17 protein-coding genes are annotated in these 18,795 nt (G+C 54.5%); 6 read left to right on the forward strand and 11 right to left on the reverse strand.

Going from position 1 to position 18,795, the window contains the following annotated elements; genetic code table 11:
• Nucleotides 1–8: 8 nt before the first annotated feature.
• The 4 genes from mglB to folE all read right to left on the reverse strand — a co-directional run bounded on the left by mglB (nucleotide 9) and on the right by folE (nucleotide 4,371).
• Nucleotides 9–1,004: a galactose/glucose ABC transporter substrate-binding protein MglB gene (mglB, locus tag ACIP6T_RS08945; protein ID WP_400456479.1), complete on the reverse strand. Its 996-nt coding sequence runs from the start codon at nucleotides 1,002–1,004 to the stop codon at nucleotides 9–11.
• A 305-nt stretch (nucleotides 1,005–1,309) separates the two neighbouring features.
• Nucleotides 1,310–2,350, reverse strand: coding sequence for an HTH-type transcriptional regulator GalS (galS, locus tag ACIP6T_RS08950; RefSeq protein WP_097096658.1), 1,041 nt, complete (start codon nucleotides 2,348–2,350; stop codon nucleotides 1,310–1,312).
• 142 nt (nucleotides 2,351–2,492) lie between these two features.
• Nucleotides 2,493–3,653, reverse strand: a complete 1,161-nt coding sequence (gene yeiB / locus ACIP6T_RS08955) for a DUF418 domain-containing protein YeiB (RefSeq protein ID WP_400456482.1) — start codon at nucleotides 3,651–3,653, stop codon at nucleotides 2,493–2,495.
• A gap of 52 nt (nucleotides 3,654–3,705) precedes the next feature.
• Entirely contained in the window at nucleotides 3,706–4,371 is a 666-nt protein-coding gene (gene folE, locus ACIP6T_RS08960; RefSeq protein ID WP_097096656.1) for a GTP cyclohydrolase I FolE, read from the reverse strand.
• 414 nt (nucleotides 4,372–4,785) lie between these two features.
• Here folE and ACIP6T_RS08965 point away from each other — a divergent pair, with 414 nt between their 5' ends.
• Nucleotides 4,786–5,586 (forward strand): DUF4225 domain-containing protein, encoded by an 801-nt coding sequence (locus ACIP6T_RS08965; protein ID WP_400456484.1) that lies wholly within the window; start codon nucleotides 4,786–4,788, stop codon nucleotides 5,584–5,586.
• Here the strand turns inward: ACIP6T_RS08965 and ACIP6T_RS08970 are convergent.
• The gene (locus ACIP6T_RS08970; protein ID WP_400456486.1) at nucleotides 5,580–5,909 is read right to left on the reverse strand and encodes a hypothetical protein; all 330 of its coding nucleotides are present in this window, start codon (nucleotides 5,907–5,909) and stop codon (nucleotides 5,580–5,582) included. The genes ACIP6T_RS08965 and ACIP6T_RS08970 overlap by 7 nt on opposite strands.
• Nucleotides 5,910–6,089: 180 nt before the next feature.
• Nucleotides 6,090–7,220, reverse strand: a complete 1,131-nt coding sequence (locus ACIP6T_RS08975; RefSeq protein WP_400456488.1) for a YbfB/YjiJ family MFS transporter — start codon at nucleotides 7,218–7,220, stop codon at nucleotides 6,090–6,092.
• Nucleotides 7,221–7,320: 100 nt separating this feature from the next.
• On the opposite strand from ACIP6T_RS08975, the gene ACIP6T_RS08980 reads away from it, so the two are divergent.
• The 3 genes from ACIP6T_RS08980 to fghA all read left to right on the forward strand — a co-directional run bounded on the left by ACIP6T_RS08980 (nucleotide 7,321) and on the right by fghA (nucleotide 10,280).
• Nucleotides 7,321–8,232 carry a LysR family transcriptional regulator gene (locus tag ACIP6T_RS08980; RefSeq protein WP_400456490.1) on the forward strand — a complete coding sequence of 304 codons (912 nt, stop codon included), beginning with the start codon at nucleotides 7,321–7,323 and terminating at the stop codon, nucleotides 8,230–8,232.
• A gap of 68 nt (nucleotides 8,233–8,300) precedes the next feature.
• Nucleotides 8,301–9,425: an S-(hydroxymethyl)glutathione dehydrogenase/class III alcohol dehydrogenase gene (locus ACIP6T_RS08985; RefSeq protein WP_097096653.1), complete on the forward strand. Its 1,125-nt coding sequence runs from the start codon at nucleotides 8,301–8,303 to the stop codon at nucleotides 9,423–9,425.
• A 12-nt stretch (nucleotides 9,426–9,437) separates the two neighbouring features.
• Entirely contained in the window at nucleotides 9,438–10,280 is an 843-nt protein-coding gene (gene fghA / locus ACIP6T_RS08990; RefSeq protein ID WP_400456493.1) for an S-formylglutathione hydrolase, read from the forward strand.
• A 55-nt stretch (nucleotides 10,281–10,335) separates the two neighbouring features.
• Here fghA and ACIP6T_RS08995 read toward each other — a convergent pair whose 3' ends face one another.
• From ACIP6T_RS08995 to yieE, 4 genes are all read right to left on the reverse strand, one after another.
• Entirely contained in the window at nucleotides 10,336–11,121 is a 786-nt protein-coding gene (locus ACIP6T_RS08995) for an ABC transporter ATP-binding protein (RefSeq protein ID WP_400456495.1), read from the reverse strand.
• On the reverse strand, nucleotides 11,121–12,146 hold the full coding sequence (locus tag ACIP6T_RS09000; protein WP_400457111.1) for a FecCD family ABC transporter permease: 1,026 nt from the start codon (nucleotides 12,144–12,146) through the stop codon (nucleotides 11,121–11,123). Before ACIP6T_RS09000 ends, ACIP6T_RS08995 begins: the two co-directional genes overlap by 1 nt.
• Nucleotides 12,147–12,344: 198 nt before the next feature.
• Nucleotides 12,345–13,811, reverse strand: a complete 1,467-nt coding sequence (locus ACIP6T_RS09005) for an amino acid permease (RefSeq protein ID WP_097096649.1) — start codon at nucleotides 13,809–13,811, stop codon at nucleotides 12,345–12,347.
• A 136-nt stretch (nucleotides 13,812–13,947) separates the two neighbouring features.
• The gene (gene yieE / locus ACIP6T_RS09010; RefSeq protein ID WP_400456497.1) at nucleotides 13,948–14,814 is read right to left on the reverse strand and encodes a DNA-binding transcriptional regulator YeiE; all 867 of its coding nucleotides are present in this window, start codon (nucleotides 14,812–14,814) and stop codon (nucleotides 13,948–13,950) included.
• A 239-nt stretch (nucleotides 14,815–15,053) separates the two neighbouring features.
• On the opposite strand from yieE, the gene ACIP6T_RS09015 reads away from it, so the two are divergent.
• Nucleotides 15,054–16,100, forward strand: a complete 1,047-nt coding sequence (locus tag ACIP6T_RS09015) for a YeiH family putative sulfate export transporter (protein ID WP_400456499.1) — start codon at nucleotides 15,054–15,056, stop codon at nucleotides 16,098–16,100.
• A 56-nt stretch (nucleotides 16,101–16,156) separates the two neighbouring features.
• The gene (gene nfo, locus ACIP6T_RS09020; RefSeq protein WP_400457113.1) at nucleotides 16,157–17,002 is read left to right on the forward strand and encodes a deoxyribonuclease IV; all 846 of its coding nucleotides are present in this window, start codon (nucleotides 16,157–16,159) and stop codon (nucleotides 17,000–17,002) included.
• Between the two features lie 84 nt (nucleotides 17,003–17,086).
• Here nfo and fruA read toward each other — a convergent pair whose 3' ends face one another.
• On the reverse strand, nucleotides 17,087–18,784 hold the full coding sequence (gene fruA / locus ACIP6T_RS09025; protein ID WP_400456501.1) for a PTS fructose transporter subunit IIBC: 1,698 nt from the start codon (nucleotides 18,782–18,784) through the stop codon (nucleotides 17,087–17,089).
• Nucleotides 18,785–18,795: the final 11 nt, after the last annotated feature.

Below are 18,795 nucleotides of genomic sequence, written 5' to 3' on the forward strand. Positions count from 1 at the left end.
AGGATGAATTACTTCACAAACTGCGACAGATTTTCTTTATCTACTGGTACGTAAGGAACACGTACGATTTTATTTTCCATCTTGAAGTTAGTGCCTGCGGTGGCTTCTTTGCCATTGGCCAGGTTATTGGCAATATCCAATGTGGCTTTTGCCTGGTTTTCCGCATCATTCAACACGGTACCCGCCAGCGCACCAGATTTCACCAGCGCCAGCGCTTCTGGCAGTGCATCCACGCCAAACACCGGAATATTGGTTTTGTTGTGTGCTTTCAGCGCTTCAACCGCACCCATCGCCATCGCATCGTTGTTGGCGATGATCACTTCAATTTTGTCGGCGTTCGGGCCAGACAGCCAGGCATCCACTTTGTCTTTTGCCTGCGCGGTATCCCACATCGCTGTATCCATCATCAGCTGCTGCGTTTTCAGGCCGTCTTTGTTCAGGGTATCAATCACGTATTTAGTACGCGCTTCAGCGTCCGGGTGGCCCGGCTCGCCTTTCAGCAGCGCGAACTGAATTTGACCATCTTTGTTCAGATCCCAGGCTGGCGTCGCCTTCCAGTGCTTCTCAATCAGCTGACCCTGGATAATGCCTGACTCTTTAGAATCGGTACCAACGTAATAGGCCTTCGGATAGCTGGCCAGCACTTTGGCGTTTGGTTCTTTGTTGAAGAACACCACCGGCACGTCATTGCCGCGTGCTTTATCAATCACCACTGCCGCAGCAGCCGGATCCACCAGGTTGATCGCCAGCGCTTTCACACCTTTCGCCATCAACACGTCGATCTGGTCATTTTGCTTGGATTGGTCGTTCTGCGAGTCATTCATCAGCAGCTGGACGCCGCCGACGGTTTTGGCTTCTTTCTCAATGTCCTTACGCACCATCGACATGAAGTTATCGTCGTATTTGTAAATGGTCACGCCAATGCGAGTATCGGCGGCGTGCGCAGTTGCACCAAACATCATGCTGGCAACCAGTGCTGTGAGCGTGAAAACCTTCTTATTCATGGTATCTCCGGTTTTTATGTAGGGCATTTCATTGCGCCGTAATGCCTGCGGGCAGACAGCGCCGTCGGTTTTAATTTGAATCCATGGGGCGGACGCGTAACGCAAAGCCGGGCCACCATCGCAATCCTGACTTCCCTGTACGTAAACGCTTCCTGAAGAGTGTTGTGAACTATTTCAATCGGCTACTGAAACCTGCTGAGAGAAGGATTACCCAGCGTTACATGATGTTTCAGTCCGGTAAGACGCTGCCATCATAGTGAGCGGCATGTTAATTAACTGTGAATACAATCACAGATTGGAAACGGTTACACAGGGCTATCGCCTGAATTAGTGACCGACTCCACAATTTGCCGCTGCGCCACCGAATGACGACGCACTAGCGTCGGCATAAAGCAGTGTGTGGCATGTTGATCCAGCTCGCCTGCAGCTCCCTTCAGCGCCAGTTCTGTAGCAAGTTTAGCCATGGAAACAATAGGATAGCGGACGGTAGTTAATTGCGGATCGGTGTATCTTGAGATGGGAATATCATCAAAACCAATGACTGAAAAATGCTGTGGAACCTGGATGCCGTTGTCCTTAAGCGCCGTCAATGCCCCCGCCGCCATGCCGTCATTGTAGGAAAACACGGCGGTTAAATGTAAATTGCGCCCAAGCAGTTCCACCATCGCCGCTTCCCCCCCTTGCATATCGGGCTCGGCATGCGCAATCCACGCCTCCTGCGGGCGAATACCCTGTTCTGCCAGGGCTTGCAGCCAGCCATCACGCCGCTGCGTCACATCTTCAATTGGGTGACTGGAGCTGAGAAAACCAATGCGTTGATGGCCCTGCTGTAACAGCATGCGCGTGGCAACCTGTGCGCCTGTAACGTTATCAAGGCAAACACAGCGATGCTCATAACCAGGAATTGTGCGATTAATCAGTACCATACCAGGAACGTGATCCATAAATTGCATCAACTCTGCGTCTGAAAGCGTTTTCGCATGCACCACTAACGCATTGCAGCGTTGACGTATCAGCACCTCAATCGCGTGTCGTTCTTTCTCTTCCAAGTGCCATGAGTTGCTGATGAGCACGTGTTTATGTACGCGCTGCGCCACGGTATCCACCGCTTTAACTAATGCGCCGAAGAAGGGGTCGGAGACGTCCATCACCACCACACCAATGGTATCGCTGACTTGCGTTGCTAAGGCTTGCGCATTGGCGTTAGGGCGATAGTCGAGTGCATCAACCGCGGCCAACACGGCTTCTCGGGTATCGGCGGTGACTGCACTGCTGTTATTGAGCACACGTGACACGGTGGCAACTGACACACCGGCCTGACGAGCGACATCACGAATCGTTATCATGCAGCTGTTCCACAGGGGCTGAAAATGCGCGACAAGCGCGTAACGGCGCTATTCTGGCAGGGCACAGGGAACGACTACGTGAATTACGTCACACCAATGAAAGCGGTTACATACAATTCTGCAACCTTTGTGATGAATATCATTATCTGGTGGAGGAAGAAGGTGTGGTTTTTCCGGCGGCAAGACGCGTCAATTTACGCCACAGCCACTCCAGCGGCCCCTGTGGGAAAAATCGCAGCCATAGCACAGAAAACAAGATGTTAATCAGCCAGATTGCCGGGACAAAGGCCAGCAGATGCAGGCGATCAAACTTGAGGAAGAGATTGAAACGATAGAAGAGCGTGGTGCAAATGAGCGTCTGTAACAGATAATTGCTCAATGCCATGCGGCCAACGCATTGAATGGCATAGCTGAAGCGCGTTGAAGCAATTTGTGGCCAGAAGCCGAGGCAAAGTGCGGCATAGCCAAGGCTGATGAACGGGCTGGCGAGGTCGCGCGGTATTTGCAGAAAAAAGCCGGTCCAGCGGAACTCCCAGCCTATCATCCACTGCGCTGCAATGCCTGGAATCGCAATCAGCCAGCCAATCGTCAGCAGTAATGCTGCAGAGCGTCGATAGTGCTGCACGCTAAATTGCCCGCTAAGCCAGCCGCTACGCATCAGGGCAGCGCCAATCAGCATTAGCCCCGCCAGCTGCCAGCCATATTGGGAGGCCAGCGCCATCAACCCCGATGACAAGTGGTCAAGCCGGTTCTGCACCGCTTCCCAACCACCAAGCATTTTCCAATAGCTTTCATATTCCAGATCGGCCGCGCCAGGCAGCCAGGAGCGCGTGGGATTCGGGCTCGAAATGGCACCAAACACCAGCAAAACGCCGCAGCCAACGAGATAAAGCAACGCGCCAGTTTGTAGCAGAGCGCGGTCAGACGGCACGTCGCGCAGCATGCGCCAGATAATCAGCCCAATCAGGCCGTAATCCAGCAGAATGTCGCCTTCCCAGAAAAATAGTGCGTGAATAAAGCCGATGAACACCAGCAACGTCAGGCGCGCTGACATCCAGCGGCTGCCGCGCGGCGCTTGCAAATAAAGCCCAGCGCCAAACAGCAAAGCAAATAGCGTAAGAAACTTGAGCTGCGCCAGACCATCCATGACCGCCCAGGTCCAGGCGTCAGATGTGGAAGCCTGCCCTTGCCACGCCGGATTTAGATAGGCTGCCGCGGGCAGCGCAAAACCGACGATATTCAACAGCAATATTCCGAGAATGGCGCAGCCACGAATGAAATCCAGCGCGAGATAGCGTTGCATCGAGTGCCTTGACGGAGACAGGAAATCGGGCGACAAACCGCCGCCCCAAAGATTAGCTGTGGCGAACCGCGCGCAGGAATTCCTGACGCGTGTTCTGGCTGGATTTGAACAAGCCACCCAGCGAGGTAGTGGTTGTCGCGCTGGTCGCATCCTTCACGCCACGCGCTTTCACGCAGTAGTGCACGGCATCAATCGACACGGCAACGTTATTGGTGCCGAGCAGCGTTTGCAGGGCGACCAACACTTGCTGCGTCAGGCGCTCTTGCACCTGCGGACGCTGGGCGAAGAACTGCACAATGCGGTTAATTTTCGACAGGCCAATCACTTTGTCTTTCGGGATGTAGGCCACGGTGGCTTTGCCGTCGATGATCACAAAATGATGCTCGCAGGTGCTGGTCAGCGTGATATCACGCACGGTCACCATCTCATCAACCTTCATCTTGTTTTCGATGACAGTGATCTTCGGGAAGTTGGCGTAATCGAGACCCGAAAAAATTTCATCCACATACATTTTGGCGATGCGGTTGGGCGTCTCCATCAGGCTGTCATCTTCCAGATCCAGATTCAGCAGCTGCATAATTTGGGTCATGTGACCGGCGATTTCACGCTTGCGCGCGGCATCATCCATATCACGTATCGGCGCGCGTAATGGCGTTTCCAGACCACGCGCCAACAGCGCTTCGTGAACCAGGGCGGCTTCCTGACTTAAGGTGCTCATCTTACTCTTCTCCGGCAGGTGATGCGCCCGCGGGTCTTCGCCCACGGGGGAAATTCTGAGCGCGTATTGTGAAACACTCCGCGCCTGTAATCCAGCAATCAATCTGGGGAAGTCGAGGAATAATCATGTAAAAAAGAACGGTAAGTTGATAATTCATTGTTTATTTTGAAATGCTCCCCCACACGTTTTTTTGTAAATACCATTTACTGAAGGCGAACGTCTAGAATGCAAATGAATTAGATTAAAAAATTGGCTTAGTACTATGCGCCATCGCTTAAGTAGTAATGTACATATCTGTTGAAAGCATCGCATAAAACAAGTATATCGAGACTTACATATTTATTGATGAAACGACGGCTTACTGCTGAGAATAGAACGGCAGCAATGATTAATTAATGAGCAAGGAGAACAGAAATGGATGCTGTGTTGCTTGAAATGATGCGCTCAGGTGGAAGAAGTAAAGCCTGGGCTGAAACAATGGTAAATCTTGAAGCTAGAAAACTGATCGATACAGCCAATTCTGTGTCCTTCTCTCATCTTCAGGACTCTTTGACCCGGATGGATTTTGTCAGAGAGATACAAGGTGTTGTGGAGGAGCAGTTTGCTGCAGCACGTAATGCCAAATCCGACGAAGAGTGCGTTCAATGTATTGAAAATCTTAGGGTCGAAACTGAAAATCTTCAGGAACAAGATCGCATGCTACGCATGAAAGCCGTGGAACTTTACGCACAAGTAGAGTTTATACGTGAAAACAGCAAAATTGTCGGATTTGTGATTTCTGCAGTAAATGTGGTTTTGTCCGGTGTTGAAATGGGCGTTGGTTTAACACTTCTCAGCTCTATGACGCCATTAGGTGTTCTGGCCGGTGCTGTTCTTATTACTGATGGTGCGAACAGCATAAGCAAAGAAATTGCACGCTATGCAATGGGTAACAAAACCTCTGAAGGACTTATTGCTGATGCGGCAATGGCCACAGCTGAATTTATGGGGTTCAGTCGCAATAGTGGGTTGGGAATATACAAATCAGTGTCACTTGCTGCAAATGCATATAGCGTATTCGGCTTGTTAAGACGCCCGGGCACCTGGCGTCTATTTAGATATCTACCCACGGATTATTACCGAAAAGTCAGCGCTATGAGCCGTCCAAAGCTCACAATGAAAATTGTGGGTTATGGTGTTACGGCAAAAGTTATTTTTGACCTAATGTCTTACTGATTACCTTCTGAACTAGCTACCTTTTTTCGATAACGCCAAGATTTGTATGCCAGTGTTGCAGGTGTTAAATACCAGATGAAAGGTAATACAATTACTAGTGTGGCTAAAAGCGTAATGCTGGTATCACTTGATGCCAGCATTAGCGTTAAAACCATGATGGTTAAAGCAACAATAGTAATCCACTTTGATGCTTTAAAGCGGTTTGCCAGGTCATGGGTTACGGAATCTAACGACCCCCCATAATTAGCTATATTATTCTTTAGTTTTTGCAGATCACTTTGGTTAAATCCATATTTTAAAAGCTTTTCTTCATTGGTCTTCATTATTTTTCGTCCCTAAAAATCATCCAAATTTTATGGTTAAGTCTACCTAAAATTGGATGATAAATCGCCATGAACCAAAGTTAATATCTTGTCGATATATTTTATTTTAAAAAACAAAAGGTTAATCCGTTATTGTTTGCTAAGTTTATACTCATCGTTTCGATAGAAGATGAAAGCTTTTCATGCTGTACGGCGGCGTAAAACCAGTATACCTGCAAGGATTAAGCTAAGGCCGGCGACCCACAGCGCGGGTTCCAGTCGATGCCAAAGCACGCTGGAAATCCACGACAGCAGCGGACCGCCCAACTGCCCTACCGCATAACCGGTGGTCAACAATCCGGCTAAATAACGCGTATGCTGCGGCGCCAGCTCGCGGCCATATTGCAATGCCAGCTGCACTACGCACAGGAAGCCGCCACCAATCAGCAGCGCACCAAGCATCAGGCCGTTCAGACCGGGCATCACAATCGCCGCAATCACGCCCAGAGCCTGCGCCCACAGCACGATAGCGAGACGGAGATGGCTGCTGCCCCAATGCCGCGTGATGATCCCTAGCACAATGCCGATCACCGCAGCGCCGCCGAATACCGGCCAGACAAACTGGGCGAATGCGCTATCGGGGAAACGCGCTGCCGCCATTTGCGACATAAACGTGGCGGGCAGAATGTAGCCGAATCCGGCAAGACTGTAGCTCAACACTAATCGCTTGAGATCGCCATTCAGCACCAGCGGATCGGCGGCTTGATCGGGCCGATGCAGTTGCCCCGTGCGCGGGAGGAAACGCGCAATGGCAGCAATGAGCAACAGCGCCAGCACACCATACGCCGCCCAGGCAAACGCCGCACTGACGCCGCTGGCATGCAGCAGCACAGCCAGCATGCCGCTGAGAAAAATCCCGGTGCCAGGACCGGCAAACACCGCGGCCAATAAACCCGAACGTCCATGCAAGTGCAGCTGCTCGCTGGCCCAGGCGGCCAGCAACACCATTGCCCAACCGCTGGCCCAGCCAATCAGGAAACGAATCACGCCGTGTAACCATGGCCCGCTGACGCACGCTGAAAGCAGCGTCAATATAACTGCGCCCCAAACGCCCGCCTGCAGACGCCACTCAACGCGTTTGCGCGCGCGCATGGCATCAAAAGATCCAAACAGATAGCCCAGATAGTTGAGTGCCGCCACCAAACTGGCGCTGGTAAGCGTCAACTGACCATCATGAATCATCAATGGAACCTGGGGAGTAAAAGCAAATCGCCCAATCCCCATCGCAACCACTAAACTTAAGAACGCGCTGAGCGCGACGCGAAACGCCATACCGACCTCAGGATGTTTTTATCACTTGTCACTAGCATGCATGACGTTTAAACTCACGAAAAGTGAATAATACTAACGAAGTTGTTTACGAGAAGAGAATATGGATTTAGTACAACTCCGCATGTTCTGCTCCGTCGCCGAGTCTGGCTCACTGGCCCGCGCAGCCGAGCAGCTCCATCGCGTGCCTTCCAATCTCACCACGCGCCTGCGTCAGCTTGAAGAAGAAATTGGCGTGGACTTGTTTATTCGTGAGAAGCAGCGCATTCGCCTGTCGCCGATGGGCCACAATTTTCTCAATTATGCGCAGCGTATTCTGGCACTCAGCGATGAGGCGCTGAATATGGCGCGCGCCGGTGAGCCAGGCGGTAATTTCGCGCTAGGCTCGATGGAAAGCACGGCGGCGACGCGTCTGCCTGCGCTGTTGGCGGCCTATCACCAGCGCTTTCCGGCGGTTGAGCTTTCGCTCATCACTAATACTTCTGGCGAAATCATCGACAAAGTGCGCGAAGGGACGCTGGCGGCCGCGCTGGTCGATGGTCCGGTGGCGCACGATGACCTCAACGGCTGTATCGCCTTTAACGAGCAGATGGTGCTGATTACCAGCCCGGAGCATGCGCCGATAAACAGCGCGCGCAATGTCCAGGGCGATACGCTGTTTGCCTTTCGTAACAGTTGTTCTTACCGCACTAAGCTGGAAGCCTGGTATCGCGAGAGCCAAACCGCGCCGAGCAGCGTGATGGAAATTCAGTCCTATCACGCGATGGTCGCCTGCGTGGCCGGTGGCGCGGGCGTGGCGATGATTCCCGCCTCGGTGCTGGCGCAGATGCCTGCCCGTGCGCGCGTTCAGGAACATGCGTTGCCGCCCGCCTACCGCGATACCGCCACCTGGCTAATGTGGCGGCGCGATGCGTTTACCCCCAACGTGGAAGCGCTGAAGTATTTGATTATTGAATTATTTGACGACCGCCCGGTTAACGACGAACTGCGGCATCCGCTGCACGTTGCTGAGTGAGTTTCTTTGTTATCGACATCACGACCATCGGGGCTACTTACCCCCGCATCTACAGGAAGAGGGATTGCATGAACATGATTAAAACCCGCGCCGCCGTTGCCTGGGCAGCTGGCGAACCGCTGAAAATTGAAGAAGTGGATCTGATGCCACCGCAAAAAGGTGAAGTGCTGGTACGTATCGTGGCCACCGGCGTGTGCCACACCGATGCTTATACCTTGTCTGGGCAAGATCCAGAAGGCGTATTCCCGGCGATCCTTGGTCACGAAGGCGGCGGCGTAGTAGAAGCAATTGGTGAAGGCGTAACCAGCGTGGCGGTAGGCGACCACGTGATTCCGCTTTATACGCCAGAGTGCGGCAAATGTAAGTTCTGTCTCTCCGGCAAAACCAACCTGTGTCAGGCGATTCGCGCCACCCAGGGCAAAGGTTTAATGCCTGACGGCACGACCCGCTTCTTTAAAGACGGCAAGCCGATTTTCCACTACATGGGCACTTCAACTTTCTCTGAATACACCGTGGTGCCGGAAATCTCGCTGGCGGTGATCAGCAAAGAAGCGCCGCTGGAAGAAGTGTGCCTGCTGGGCTGCGGCGTCACCACCGGCATGGGTGCGGTGATGAACACCGCGAAAGTGAAAGAAGGCGATACCGTGGCGATCTTCGGCCTGGGCGGCATTGGTTTATCCGCGATTATCGGCGCGAAAATGGCGAAGGCCGGTCGCATCATCGGTATCGATCTCAACACCAGCAAATTCGATCTGGCGCGCAAGCTGGGTGCAACCGATCTGATTAACCCGAAAGATCACGACAAGCCGATTCAGGATGTGATTGTTGAACTGACCGATGGCGGTGTCGATTTCTCCTTCGAATGTATCGGTAACGTCAACGTGATGCGCTCGGCGCTGGAGTGCTGTCATAAAGGCTGGGGCGAATCCGTCATCATCGGCGTAGCAGGTGCCGGACAGGAAATCTCCACGCGTCCGTTCCAGTTGGTAACCGGACGCGTCTGGCGCGGTTCTGCTTTTGGTGGTGTCAAAGGCCGTTCGCAGCTGCCGGGCATCGTGCAGGATTACCTCGACGGTAAGTTCGCATTAAATGATTTCATCACCCACAATCTTCCGCTGGAAGAGATTAATGACGCGTTTGATTTGATGCATGAAGGGAAATCGATCCGAACAGTGGTGCACTTTACCAAATAATCAGGAGACGTTATGGCATCCACTTTGGAGCTATTAGAAGAGCATCGCATTTTTGGTGGCTGGCAGCAGCGCTGGCGCCATCAGTCGGAGGTGCTGAACTGCCCAATGACCTTCAGCATTTTTCTGCCGCCGCCGCAGAGCGATGCGCCACCGCCAGTGGTGTGGTTCCTCGCGGGATTAACCTGCAGCGATGAGAACTTCACCACCAAAGCCGGTGCGCAGCGCGTGGCGGCGGAGCTGGGGTTGGTGCTGATCATGCCTGACACCAGCCCGCGCGGTGACGATGTGGCCAACGACAGCGGCTACGATCTCGGTCAGGGCGCAGGTTTCTACCTCAATGCGACGCAGCAGCCGTGGGCAGCGAACTTCCGCATGTTCGACTACCTCAGCGAAGAGTTACCGGAGCTGGTAGCGGATAACTTTAAGCTGAGCGATCGTCAATCGGTAATGGGTCATTCGATGGGCGGACACGGCGCGCTGGTGCTGGCGCTGCGTCTTGGCGGACGTTTTGCTTCAGCTTCCGCATTTGCGCCCATCGTCAATCCCACTGAAGTGCCGTGGGGGCAGAAAGCCTTTGCCGCCTATTTGGGAGAGGATCGTCAGACGTGGCGCGAATGGGATAGCTGTCTGTTGATGAAGCAAGTCGAGCAGCGTTTGCCGATTCTGATCGATCAAGGTGATAGCGATCAGTTCCTCGCCGATCAGCTGCGTCCGGAACGGCTGGAAGCGGTGGCGCGTGAACAAGGTTTCCCGCTGGAGTTACGCATTCAGCCGGGATATGACCACAGCTACTTCTTTATCGCCAGCTTCGTTGAGGATCATCTGCGTTTTCACGCGAAGCATTTGTTGGTGTAACGAAGTCGCCAGAAATGGCGACCCTAAGAAGGGTGCGCATTCATGCGCACCTTATTTAAACCAGCGTCTCCGCCAATCCATCGATCATCACCTGCGGCATGCCGCGCGAGCAATGTTCGATACGCCCCCGCACGCCATACACCTGCGCCAACGTCTCTGGCGTTATTACCTTTGATGGTTCGCCGTCAGCCAACAGATTACCCTCTTTGAGCATCAGGGCATGGTCAGCATGACGTAGCGCGATGTTGATATCATGCACCACCACCACCGTGACAATGTTGCGCAGACGGGTTTCACGGCGCACCAAATCCATCACGTGGAACTGGTAGTTAAGATCGAGCGCGCTCAGCGGCTCATCCAGCAGCAGCAGCTCCGGACGGCGGATCAGCGATTGCGCCAGGCCAACTAACTGTTTTTGCCCGCCAGAAAGCTGATCGAGATAGCGCATGGCTAAATGCGCGATGCCGAGCTGATCCAGCAGATGCATAATCTCCGCTTCGCTCGAGGCGCTGTGCAAGCCACCTGACGCGCGCTGCGCCACAATAATTGATTCCAGCACGTGCAAATGCACGCCCGCTGGCAAGGTTTGCGGCAGATACACCACGCGCTGCGCCCGCCGGGCAAACGGCTGGCCCATTAGCTCTTCACCATTGAGCCACAGCTCACCCTGCCCTTTGCTCAAACCGGCCAGCGCGCGCAGCAGCGTTGATTTCCCACAGCCGTTCGGTCCCAGCAGCACGGTGATTTTTCCGCGCGGCAGTGCGGGCACGTTGAGATCTTCAATCACCTTGCGCTTTGGATAACCGGCGTAGAAATGGCTAAGACGTAATCCCTGTTCCATTACACCGTCCCCCGATGACGCAGAATAATACTGAGGAAGAACGGCACGCCGACCAGCGACGTCACAATCCCCACCGGGATGATTACGCCAGGAATCAGGTTTTTCGAGGCTACCGACGCCAGCGACAGTACCAGCGCACCAACCAGCGCACTGGCGGGCAGATAATAACGGTGATCTTCACCAAACATCATGCGGGCAATGTGCGGCGCGACCAGACCGATAAAACCAATCGGCCCAACAAAGGCCACCGCCAGCGCGGAGAGAATGCTGATGCGCAGCAGCGTCGCCAGACGCAGACGGCGCACATCAATGCCAAAGCTCACGGCACGATCTTCGCCGAGGCGCAGCGCGGTCAGTTTCCAGCTGCTGAACATGGAGAACGGGATCAGGATGGCAAACGCGGCGGTTAATACACCGAGCTTCTCCCACGAGGCACGCGCCAGGCTGCCCATGGTCCAGAACACTAAGCCTTGCAGCGTATCTTCGCTGGCGATGAACTGCATCATCGAGACCAGCGCGTTAAAGGTGAACACCAGCGCGATACCAAACAGCACCACGCCAGAGGTCGAAACTTTAGTCCAGCGCGTTACGCCATCCAGCATCAGCGCGGCAAACAGCGCAAACACGAAGGCATTAGCGGAAATAAACCACTGATCGGGAATGCCGGGAATACCGATACCGAGGATGATGGCCAGCGCGGCGCCAAAGGCCGCCGCCGACGAAACGCCAAGCGTAAACGGGCTGGCGAGCGGGTTATTCAGGATGGTTTGCATCTCTGCACCGGCGAGACCAAGCGAAAACCCCACCACCACTGCCATCAGCGCGTAGGGCAAGCGAATGTCCCATACAATCACGCGCGTGCCCGCATCAACCGCATCGGGATGCGTCAGCGTTTGCCACAAGGTGTCGAGGGAGAGCCCAGCCGGGCCGAGAGTGAAATCCAGAATCACCGATGCCAGTATCGCCAGCACCAACACGCCAATTAACAACAGTCGCTGACGCAGTACCTGGCGATAACGTGTCATGGTGTCGGCTTGATGGCCGTTTTCCGCCACCAGCGTGGCGTCCGTGGTACGCATTGTTCTACCTGTTTCTTGTCGAAATCATAACGGCAGCCACAATAGTGCAGGTGATAATAATTATCAATTATATCCAGGTAACAAATGTTAAAAAAAGCGCGCATCATGCGCGCTCTGTGTCGTAGGATCGCCATTCATGGCGACTCACTCTTTAAACGTTGGGAACTCCATCTCGCTGTACTTCACGAAGCGTGAGCCGCGTGCCAGCTTATAACCCAACCAAATAATCAGGAACAGCGGGATGCCGATATAGGTTGCCGCTACGCCGTACCAATCAATACGATCGGCAAGGAAGGCCTGATAGTTCTGCCCCAGCGTAATGATCAGACACAGAATAAAGGCAAAAATCGGTCCCAGCGGAAAGAAGCCGGAGCGGTACGGCAGATCGGCCAGGCTATGCCCCTGCGCCACATAGCCACGACGGAAGCGGTAATGGCTGATGGCGATGCCCAACCAGGCAATAAAGCCCGTCATGCCTGAAGTGTTCAGCAACCACAGATACACTTCCTGGTTACCAAATTTCGAACTCAGGAAGCACAATCCCGCCACCACGGTAGTGGCGATCAGCGCGTTGCGCGGCACGCCGCCCTTCGACAGCTTGCCGAAAATACGTGGCGCTTTGCCTTCGCGAGCCAGGTTAAACAGCATACGCGTTGAGGCGTACATGCCCGAGTTACCTGCAGATAATACCGCCGTCAGAATAACGGCATTCATCACCGCCGCCGCAGACAGCAGACCGGCGTTCTGGAACACCAGCGTGAACGGGCTTACGGCGATGTCAGTGACATCGTTATGCAGCAATTTAGGATCGGTGTACGGCAGAATCAGGCTGATAATCAGAATCGCGAAGATATAGAACAGCAGAATACGCCAGAATACCTGACGGACCGCACGCGGGATGTTCTTCGCCGGATCCTGTGATTCACCGGCGGCGATGCCGATCAATTCGGTGCCCTGGAAGGAGAAGCCGACGATCATCGCCACGCCTATCATCGCAGCAAAACCACCGGCAAACGGTGCTTCGCCGACCGTCCAGTTATGCCAGCCGGCATTTTCAGCGCCGCGCATGATGCCAGTAATCATCAACACGCCAACCGCAATAAAGATGATGACGGTGGTCACTTTGATCAGCGAGAACCAGTATTCCGCTTCGCCAAAGCCTTTAACCGAGATGTAATTGAGCAGGAACATCAGGCCGAGGAACAGCGCGCTCCAGATCCAGCCGGGCGTATCCGGAAACCAGTAATTCATGACGAGCTGCGAGGCGACGAGGTCAACGGCGATGGTCACCGCCCAGTTGTACCAGTAGTTCCAGCCCAGTGCGAAGCCGAAACCTTCTTCGACATATTTGGCGCCGTAGGTGGCGAAGGAGCCCGAAACCGGCATAAAGGCCGCGAGTTCGCCAAGGCTGGTCATCAGGAAGTAAACCATCAGGCCAATCAGCGCATAAGAAAGTAGCGCACCGCCCGGTCCTGCCTGAGAGATGGTGGCACCCGAGGCGACAAACAGGCCGGTACCGATGGAACCGCCAATGGCGATCATAGTGAGATGACGCGCTTTTAATTCACGGCGCAATCCAGGTTGTTGTGTTGTTTTTGAGTCATTATGCATGTGTAAACGCTATGCTGGATAAAAATAAGGCGCGATTGTAGCACCAAGACCCAAGCTGTATAGCATTCACGTCGGGTTATTAGTTACCTTCATGATCGGCCGGAAATTATTAGCCGCAGCGTAATAAAAGCCGCAATTATTCACGGCAATACGATAAAAAGCGACTTAACGCTTTCGACACATGCTTCTGACGATGGTGGATGCGATAGAGCGTACGCGTCAGGCGCGGCAGCGGAACAACAACTTCCACCAGCGTGCCCGCCTCAAGCAGATCGGCAATCACGCGCCGCGATAAACAGCTAATGCCCATGCCATGACGCACCGCGTGTTTAATCGCTTCCGAATTACCTAACTCCATGCCGAGCTGAAACTGTGGCAAGTGCGACAGCAGCAGATAATCAACGATTTCACGCGTACCCGACCCGCGCTCGCGCAGAATCCACGGTGCGGCGGCGAGCGCTGCCAGCGTAATCGGCTGCTGCAGGATTGCGGCATCGGGCGCGGCAAATACCACCAGCTCATCCTCCAGCCACGGTTCGCTGATAATATCCAGCTCGTGACACGGACCTTCAATCAGGCCAATATCCACGCGGAAATCCGCCACGGCATTAATCGCATCCTGGCTATTGCCGACGCTGAGCTCCAGCGGCAGCGTGGGGAAGTCACGGCGATAGGCGGCGATCATGCCCGGTAACAAATAGTTGCCGATGGTGCTGCTGGCAAACAGGCGAATCGCCCCGTTATCTTCTTTAAATAGTTGCTCAATCTCACCCGCCTGCTCCATCAAGCCAACGGCGCGCGGATAGAGCAAACGTCCATGCTCATTGACCACCAAACGCTTGCCGACCCGACCAAACAGCTGCACGCCAAGTTGATTCTCCAAATCCGCCAGCGCCGCACTGACCGCCGACTGCGACAGCGCCAGCACCTGTGATGCCTGGGTGGTTGAACCGCTTTTCAGCACCTCGGTAAACACTTCAATTTGACGCAGCGTGATGTGCATGCGCCCTCCTCATCTATTACTTATTCCGATTAATTATAAATATATTATCAATTTTACTTTTAAACCAGCGCAGCGCAGGATTTAGGCATTGGAAAAACGTTAGACAAACTCACGGCATAAATCATCGCAGATCCTGTAGCGGCGCGATTTATCGCGCAATGAATTGCGCCGCTACGGAATGTGCGCTTTCTAATTTTGGTTTTCATCCGCATGAATGCCGCCCCTACGAGGAGAAAGATATGGCTGAGCTAAGCGTCAATAAACCCCCGTTTCACCTACATCACTGGCTGCCGGGTTTACTGCTCACCGCGGCCATTGCCGGTGGTGCGGCGTGGTTAGCCAATCAGCCGTGGCTGGCGGGTGCCGGATTCGGCGCGCTAACCTTAGCGATAATCTTGGGCATCGTGCTGGGCAATACCCTTTATCCACACATCACCGAACACTGCGACAGTGGTGTGCTGCTGGCGAAGCAGCGCTTGCTGCGCCTCGGTATCATCCTTTATGGCTTTCGTATTACCGTGCAGCAGATTGCCGATGTGGGTATCAGCGGCGTGCTGATTGATGCGCTAGTGCTCAGCTCAACGTTCCTGCTGACCTGTTTTATCGGCATTCGTCTGCTGAAGATGGATCGCGAAACCGTATGGCTAATTGGCGCGGGCAGCAGCATTTGCGGCGCAGCGGCGGTGCTGGCGAGCGAGCCTATCGTTAAAGCGCCACCGTCAAAAGTGGCGGTGGCCGTGGCGACGGTGGTGCTGTTTGGCACGATAGGCATCGTGATTTATCCGCTGCTGTGGACGCTGCTGCCTAACGTCAGCGCAGCCCATTTCGGCATCTTCACCGGTTCTACGCTGCATGAAGTGGCGCAGGTCGTCGCAGCCGGACACGCGATGGGTGCCGAGGCGGAAAACACCGCGGTCATCGCTAAAATGCTGCGCGTGATGATGCTGGCGCCGTTCTTGCTGATTCTAGGTAGCTGGTTGAAGCGCCAGCGTAGCCAGCAGGCTGCACAGCCGACATCCGCCAGCTTCCCGTGGTTTGCGCTGCTGTTTATTGTCGTTGCGCTGTTTAACTCGCTGCATCTACTGCCTGCCCAGGTGGTTGGCACGCTCAATCAGCTGGCAAATTTGCTGCTGGCAATGGCGATGGCCGCGCTGGGTTTGACCACCCGCTTTAGCGCATTAAAGCAGGCTGGCTTTAAACCGCTGCTGCTCGGACTGGTGATGTTTGGCTGGTTGATTCTGGGCGGCGGCGCACTCAATGTGCTGGTGCAACATTTCATGGCTTAACGGCATCCGCTATGATGGGCGCTTTGCAGCAGCAATCGCCCAATCAGGAGAGCGGCATGAAATATATCGGCGCACACGTCAGTGCATCCGGCGGCGTGGACCAGGCAGTGATCCGTGCCCACGAACTTGAAGCCACAGCCTTTGCGCTGTTCACTAAAAACCAGCGCCAGTGGCGTGCGGCGCCGCTCTCGGGTGAAGTCATTGATGCCTTCAAGACCGCCTGCGACCAGTACAACTTTACCTCCGCGCAGATTCTGCCACACGATAGCTATCTGATTAACCTCGGCCATCCGGTGATGGAAGCGCTGGAAAAATCACGTGATGCGTTTCTCGACGAGATGCAACGTGCCGAACAGCTGGGCTTAACGTTGCTGAATTTCCATCCAGGCAGCCATCTTAAGCAGATTGAAGAAGAAGCCTGTCTGAAGCGTATCGCCGAATCGATTAACATCGCGCTGGATAAAACCAGCAGTGTGGTCGCTGTCATCGAAAACACCGCCGGCCAGGGCAGCAACCTTGGTTTCCGCTTCGAACATCTCGCCACCATTATTGAGCATGTAGAAGATAAGTCGCGCGTTGGCGTGTGTATTGATACCTGTCACGCCTTTGCCGGTGGGTACGATCTGCGCAGCGAAGCAGCCTGTGTGGAGACCTTTAGCGAATTTGAACGCATCGTTGGTTTCCAGTATCTGCGCGGCATGCACCTGAATGATGCCAAAAGCACGCTGGGCAGCCGCGTTGACCGCCATCACAGCTTAGGTGAAGGCAATATCGGCAAAACGGCGTTTAGCTGGCTGATGAAGGATAAACGTTTTGACGGCATTCCGATGATTCTGGAAACCATCAATCCGGATATCTGGAAGGATGAGATTGCGTGGTTGAAGGCTGAGCAACAGGGATAATGTGATAACCAGGTCGCCATGAATGGCGCCCCTACAGGATACAAAAAAGGGAGCCGAGGCTCCCTTTTTCACGTCTGGCGAATGTTACGCTGCTTTCGCCAGCTCTTCTTCCGGACGTTTCAGAATCGCGTAGCCGAGACCCGCCACTGCGGTACCGATCACAATCGCCATCAGGTAACCCAGCACTGGCGTAATCGCGCCTGGGATCAGCAGCACGAACAGACCACCGTGCGGTGCCATCAGTTTGGCGCCAATCGCCATCGAAATTGCGCCTGTTACCGCGCCACCCACGATACAGCATGGCAGCACACGCATTGGGTCACGTGCAGCAAATGGAATCGCACCTTCAGAGATGAAGCATAAGCCGAGCACCAGCGCCGCTTTGCCGCCCTCTTGCTGACCTTTATTAAACTTACGACGCGCAACCATCGTCGCCAGGCCCATCGCCAGCGGTGGCACCATACCGGCCGCCATAATCGCCGCCATTGGCGCGTAGGTTTGCGAACTCAGCAGGCCAACGCCAAATGCATAGGCGACTTTGTTCACCGGGCCGCCCATATCGGTACACATCATGCCACCAAGGATCGCCCCCAGCAGAACCGCGTTAGCCGTCCCCATGTTGGCCAGCCAGTGAGTCAGGCCGCTCATGATGCCAGCCACTGGCTTACCGACCACGTAAATCATCAGCAGACCGGTAATCAAACTCGCGACGAGCGGAATGATCAGAATCGGCTTCAACGCTTCCATACTCTGCGGCAGTTTCACTTTGCTGCTGAGCATTTTAGCGGCGTAACCGGCAATGAAACCGGCGATGATGCCACCAAGGAAACCGGCGTTAATGCTGGTGGCGATCATGCCGCCGATGAGACCTGGTGTCAGACCCGGACGGTCCGCAATCGAGAAGGCAATGAAGCCGGCCAGAACCGGAACCATCAGGGCGAAGGCGCTGCCGCCGCCAATTTGCATCAGTGCAGCGGCCAGGGTGCCCTGCTCTTTAAAGGCGGTAATACCGAAGGCAAAAGAGAGCGCGATGCTCAAACCACCCGCCACCACCATCGGCAGCATATAGGAAACGCCGGTCAGCAGATGACGGTACGCACCGGCTTTCTCTTTGCTGTCGCTCTGCGCGCTAGCCGTCTGATTGCCGCTCGGCTGATAAGTTTTCGCTTCAGCCTGCGCTTTATCCAGCTCTTGAGCCGTCTTTTTCAATGCCAGGCTGGTTGAGGTGCGGTACATCGGCTTACCGGCAAATTTCGCCAGATCCACGTCGATATCCGCCGCGACGATCACCAGATCGGCTGCGGCCACTTCTTCTGGCGTGATGGCGTTGCCCGCGCCGACTGAACCACGGGTTTCTACTTTCACCCACCAGCCACGCTTGGTTGCTTCGGCCTGAATGGCTTCGGCAGCCATAAAGGTATGCGCCACGCCGGTTGGACACGCGGTCACCGCGACAATACGTTTCTGGCCACTGCTCTGCGCTGCAACCGGTACAGCAGCTGCCGACGTCGCAGGTTGCCAGGTTTTGGCGCTTGCTTTGGCTTGATTGATCGCCGCCAGCGGATCGCGCAGCGCCTGCTGCACATCCACCCGCGCCACAGATTTGCCTGCCAACTGCGCATCATCAGGCACGTTATGGCCCGCAACCAGCACCAGCTCTGCTTCAGCGGCATTATCGGTGAGTGTTAATCCGGCCTGCGTCGCAGTGGCGCGTAAGTGTTCCAGCGCCAGATGTCCTGACGCCAGTCCCAGTGAAGAATCTTTTATCAGCAGCGTTTTCATTATCGCTCTCC

The organism is Pantoea sp. NPDC088449 (genome assembly GCF_044753225.1).
Taxonomy (GTDB): domain Bacteria; phylum Pseudomonadota; class Gammaproteobacteria; order Enterobacterales; family Enterobacteriaceae; genus Pantoea; species Pantoea floridensis.

Coding starts and splice junctions, on each gene's coding strand:
- mglB (WP_400456479.1), bottom strand. CDS start 1,004: ATGAATAAGAAGGTTTTCACGCTCACAGCACTGGTTGCCAGCATGATG.
- galS (WP_097096658.1), bottom strand. CDS start 2,350: ATGATAACGATTCGTGATGTCGCTCGTCAGGCCGGTGTGTCAGTTGCC.
- yeiB (WP_400456482.1), bottom strand. CDS start 3,653: ATGCAACGCTATCTCGCGCTGGATTTCATTCGTGGCTGCGCCATTCTC.
- folE (WP_097096656.1), bottom strand. CDS start 4,371: ATGAGCACCTTAAGTCAGGAAGCCGCCCTGGTTCACGAAGCGCTGTTG.
- ACIP6T_RS08965 (WP_400456484.1), top strand. CDS start 4,786: ATGGATGCTGTGTTGCTTGAAATGATGCGCTCAGGTGGAAGAAGTAAA.
- ACIP6T_RS08970 (WP_400456486.1), bottom strand. CDS start 5,909: ATGAAGACCAATGAAGAAAAGCTTTTAAAATATGGATTTAACCAAAGT.
- ACIP6T_RS08975 (WP_400456488.1), bottom strand. CDS start 7,220: ATGGCGTTTCGCGTCGCGCTCAGCGCGTTCTTAAGTTTAGTGGTTGCG.
- ACIP6T_RS08980 (WP_400456490.1), top strand. CDS start 7,321: ATGGATTTAGTACAACTCCGCATGTTCTGCTCCGTCGCCGAGTCTGGC.
- ACIP6T_RS08985 (WP_097096653.1), top strand. CDS start 8,301: ATGAACATGATTAAAACCCGCGCCGCCGTTGCCTGGGCAGCTGGCGAA.
- fghA (WP_400456493.1), top strand. CDS start 9,438: ATGGCATCCACTTTGGAGCTATTAGAAGAGCATCGCATTTTTGGTGGC.
- ACIP6T_RS08995 (WP_400456495.1), bottom strand. CDS start 11,121: ATGGAACAGGGATTACGTCTTAGCCATTTCTACGCCGGTTATCCAAAG.
- ACIP6T_RS09000 (WP_400457111.1), bottom strand. CDS start 12,146: ATGACACGTTATCGCCAGGTACTGCGTCAGCGACTGTTGTTAATTGGC.
- ACIP6T_RS09005 (WP_097096649.1), bottom strand. CDS start 13,811: ATGCATAATGACTCAAAAACAACACAACAACCTGGATTGCGCCGTGAA.
- yieE (WP_400456497.1), bottom strand. CDS start 14,814: ATGCACATCACGCTGCGTCAAATTGAAGTGTTTACCGAGGTGCTGAAA.
- ACIP6T_RS09015 (WP_400456499.1), top strand. CDS start 15,054: ATGGCTGAGCTAAGCGTCAATAAACCCCCGTTTCACCTACATCACTGG.
- nfo (WP_400457113.1), top strand. CDS start 16,157: ATGAAATATATCGGCGCACACGTCAGTGCATCCGGCGGCGTGGACCAG.
- fruA (WP_400456501.1), bottom strand. CDS start 18,784: ATGAAAACGCTGCTGATAAAAGATTCTTCACTGGGACTGGCGTCAGGA.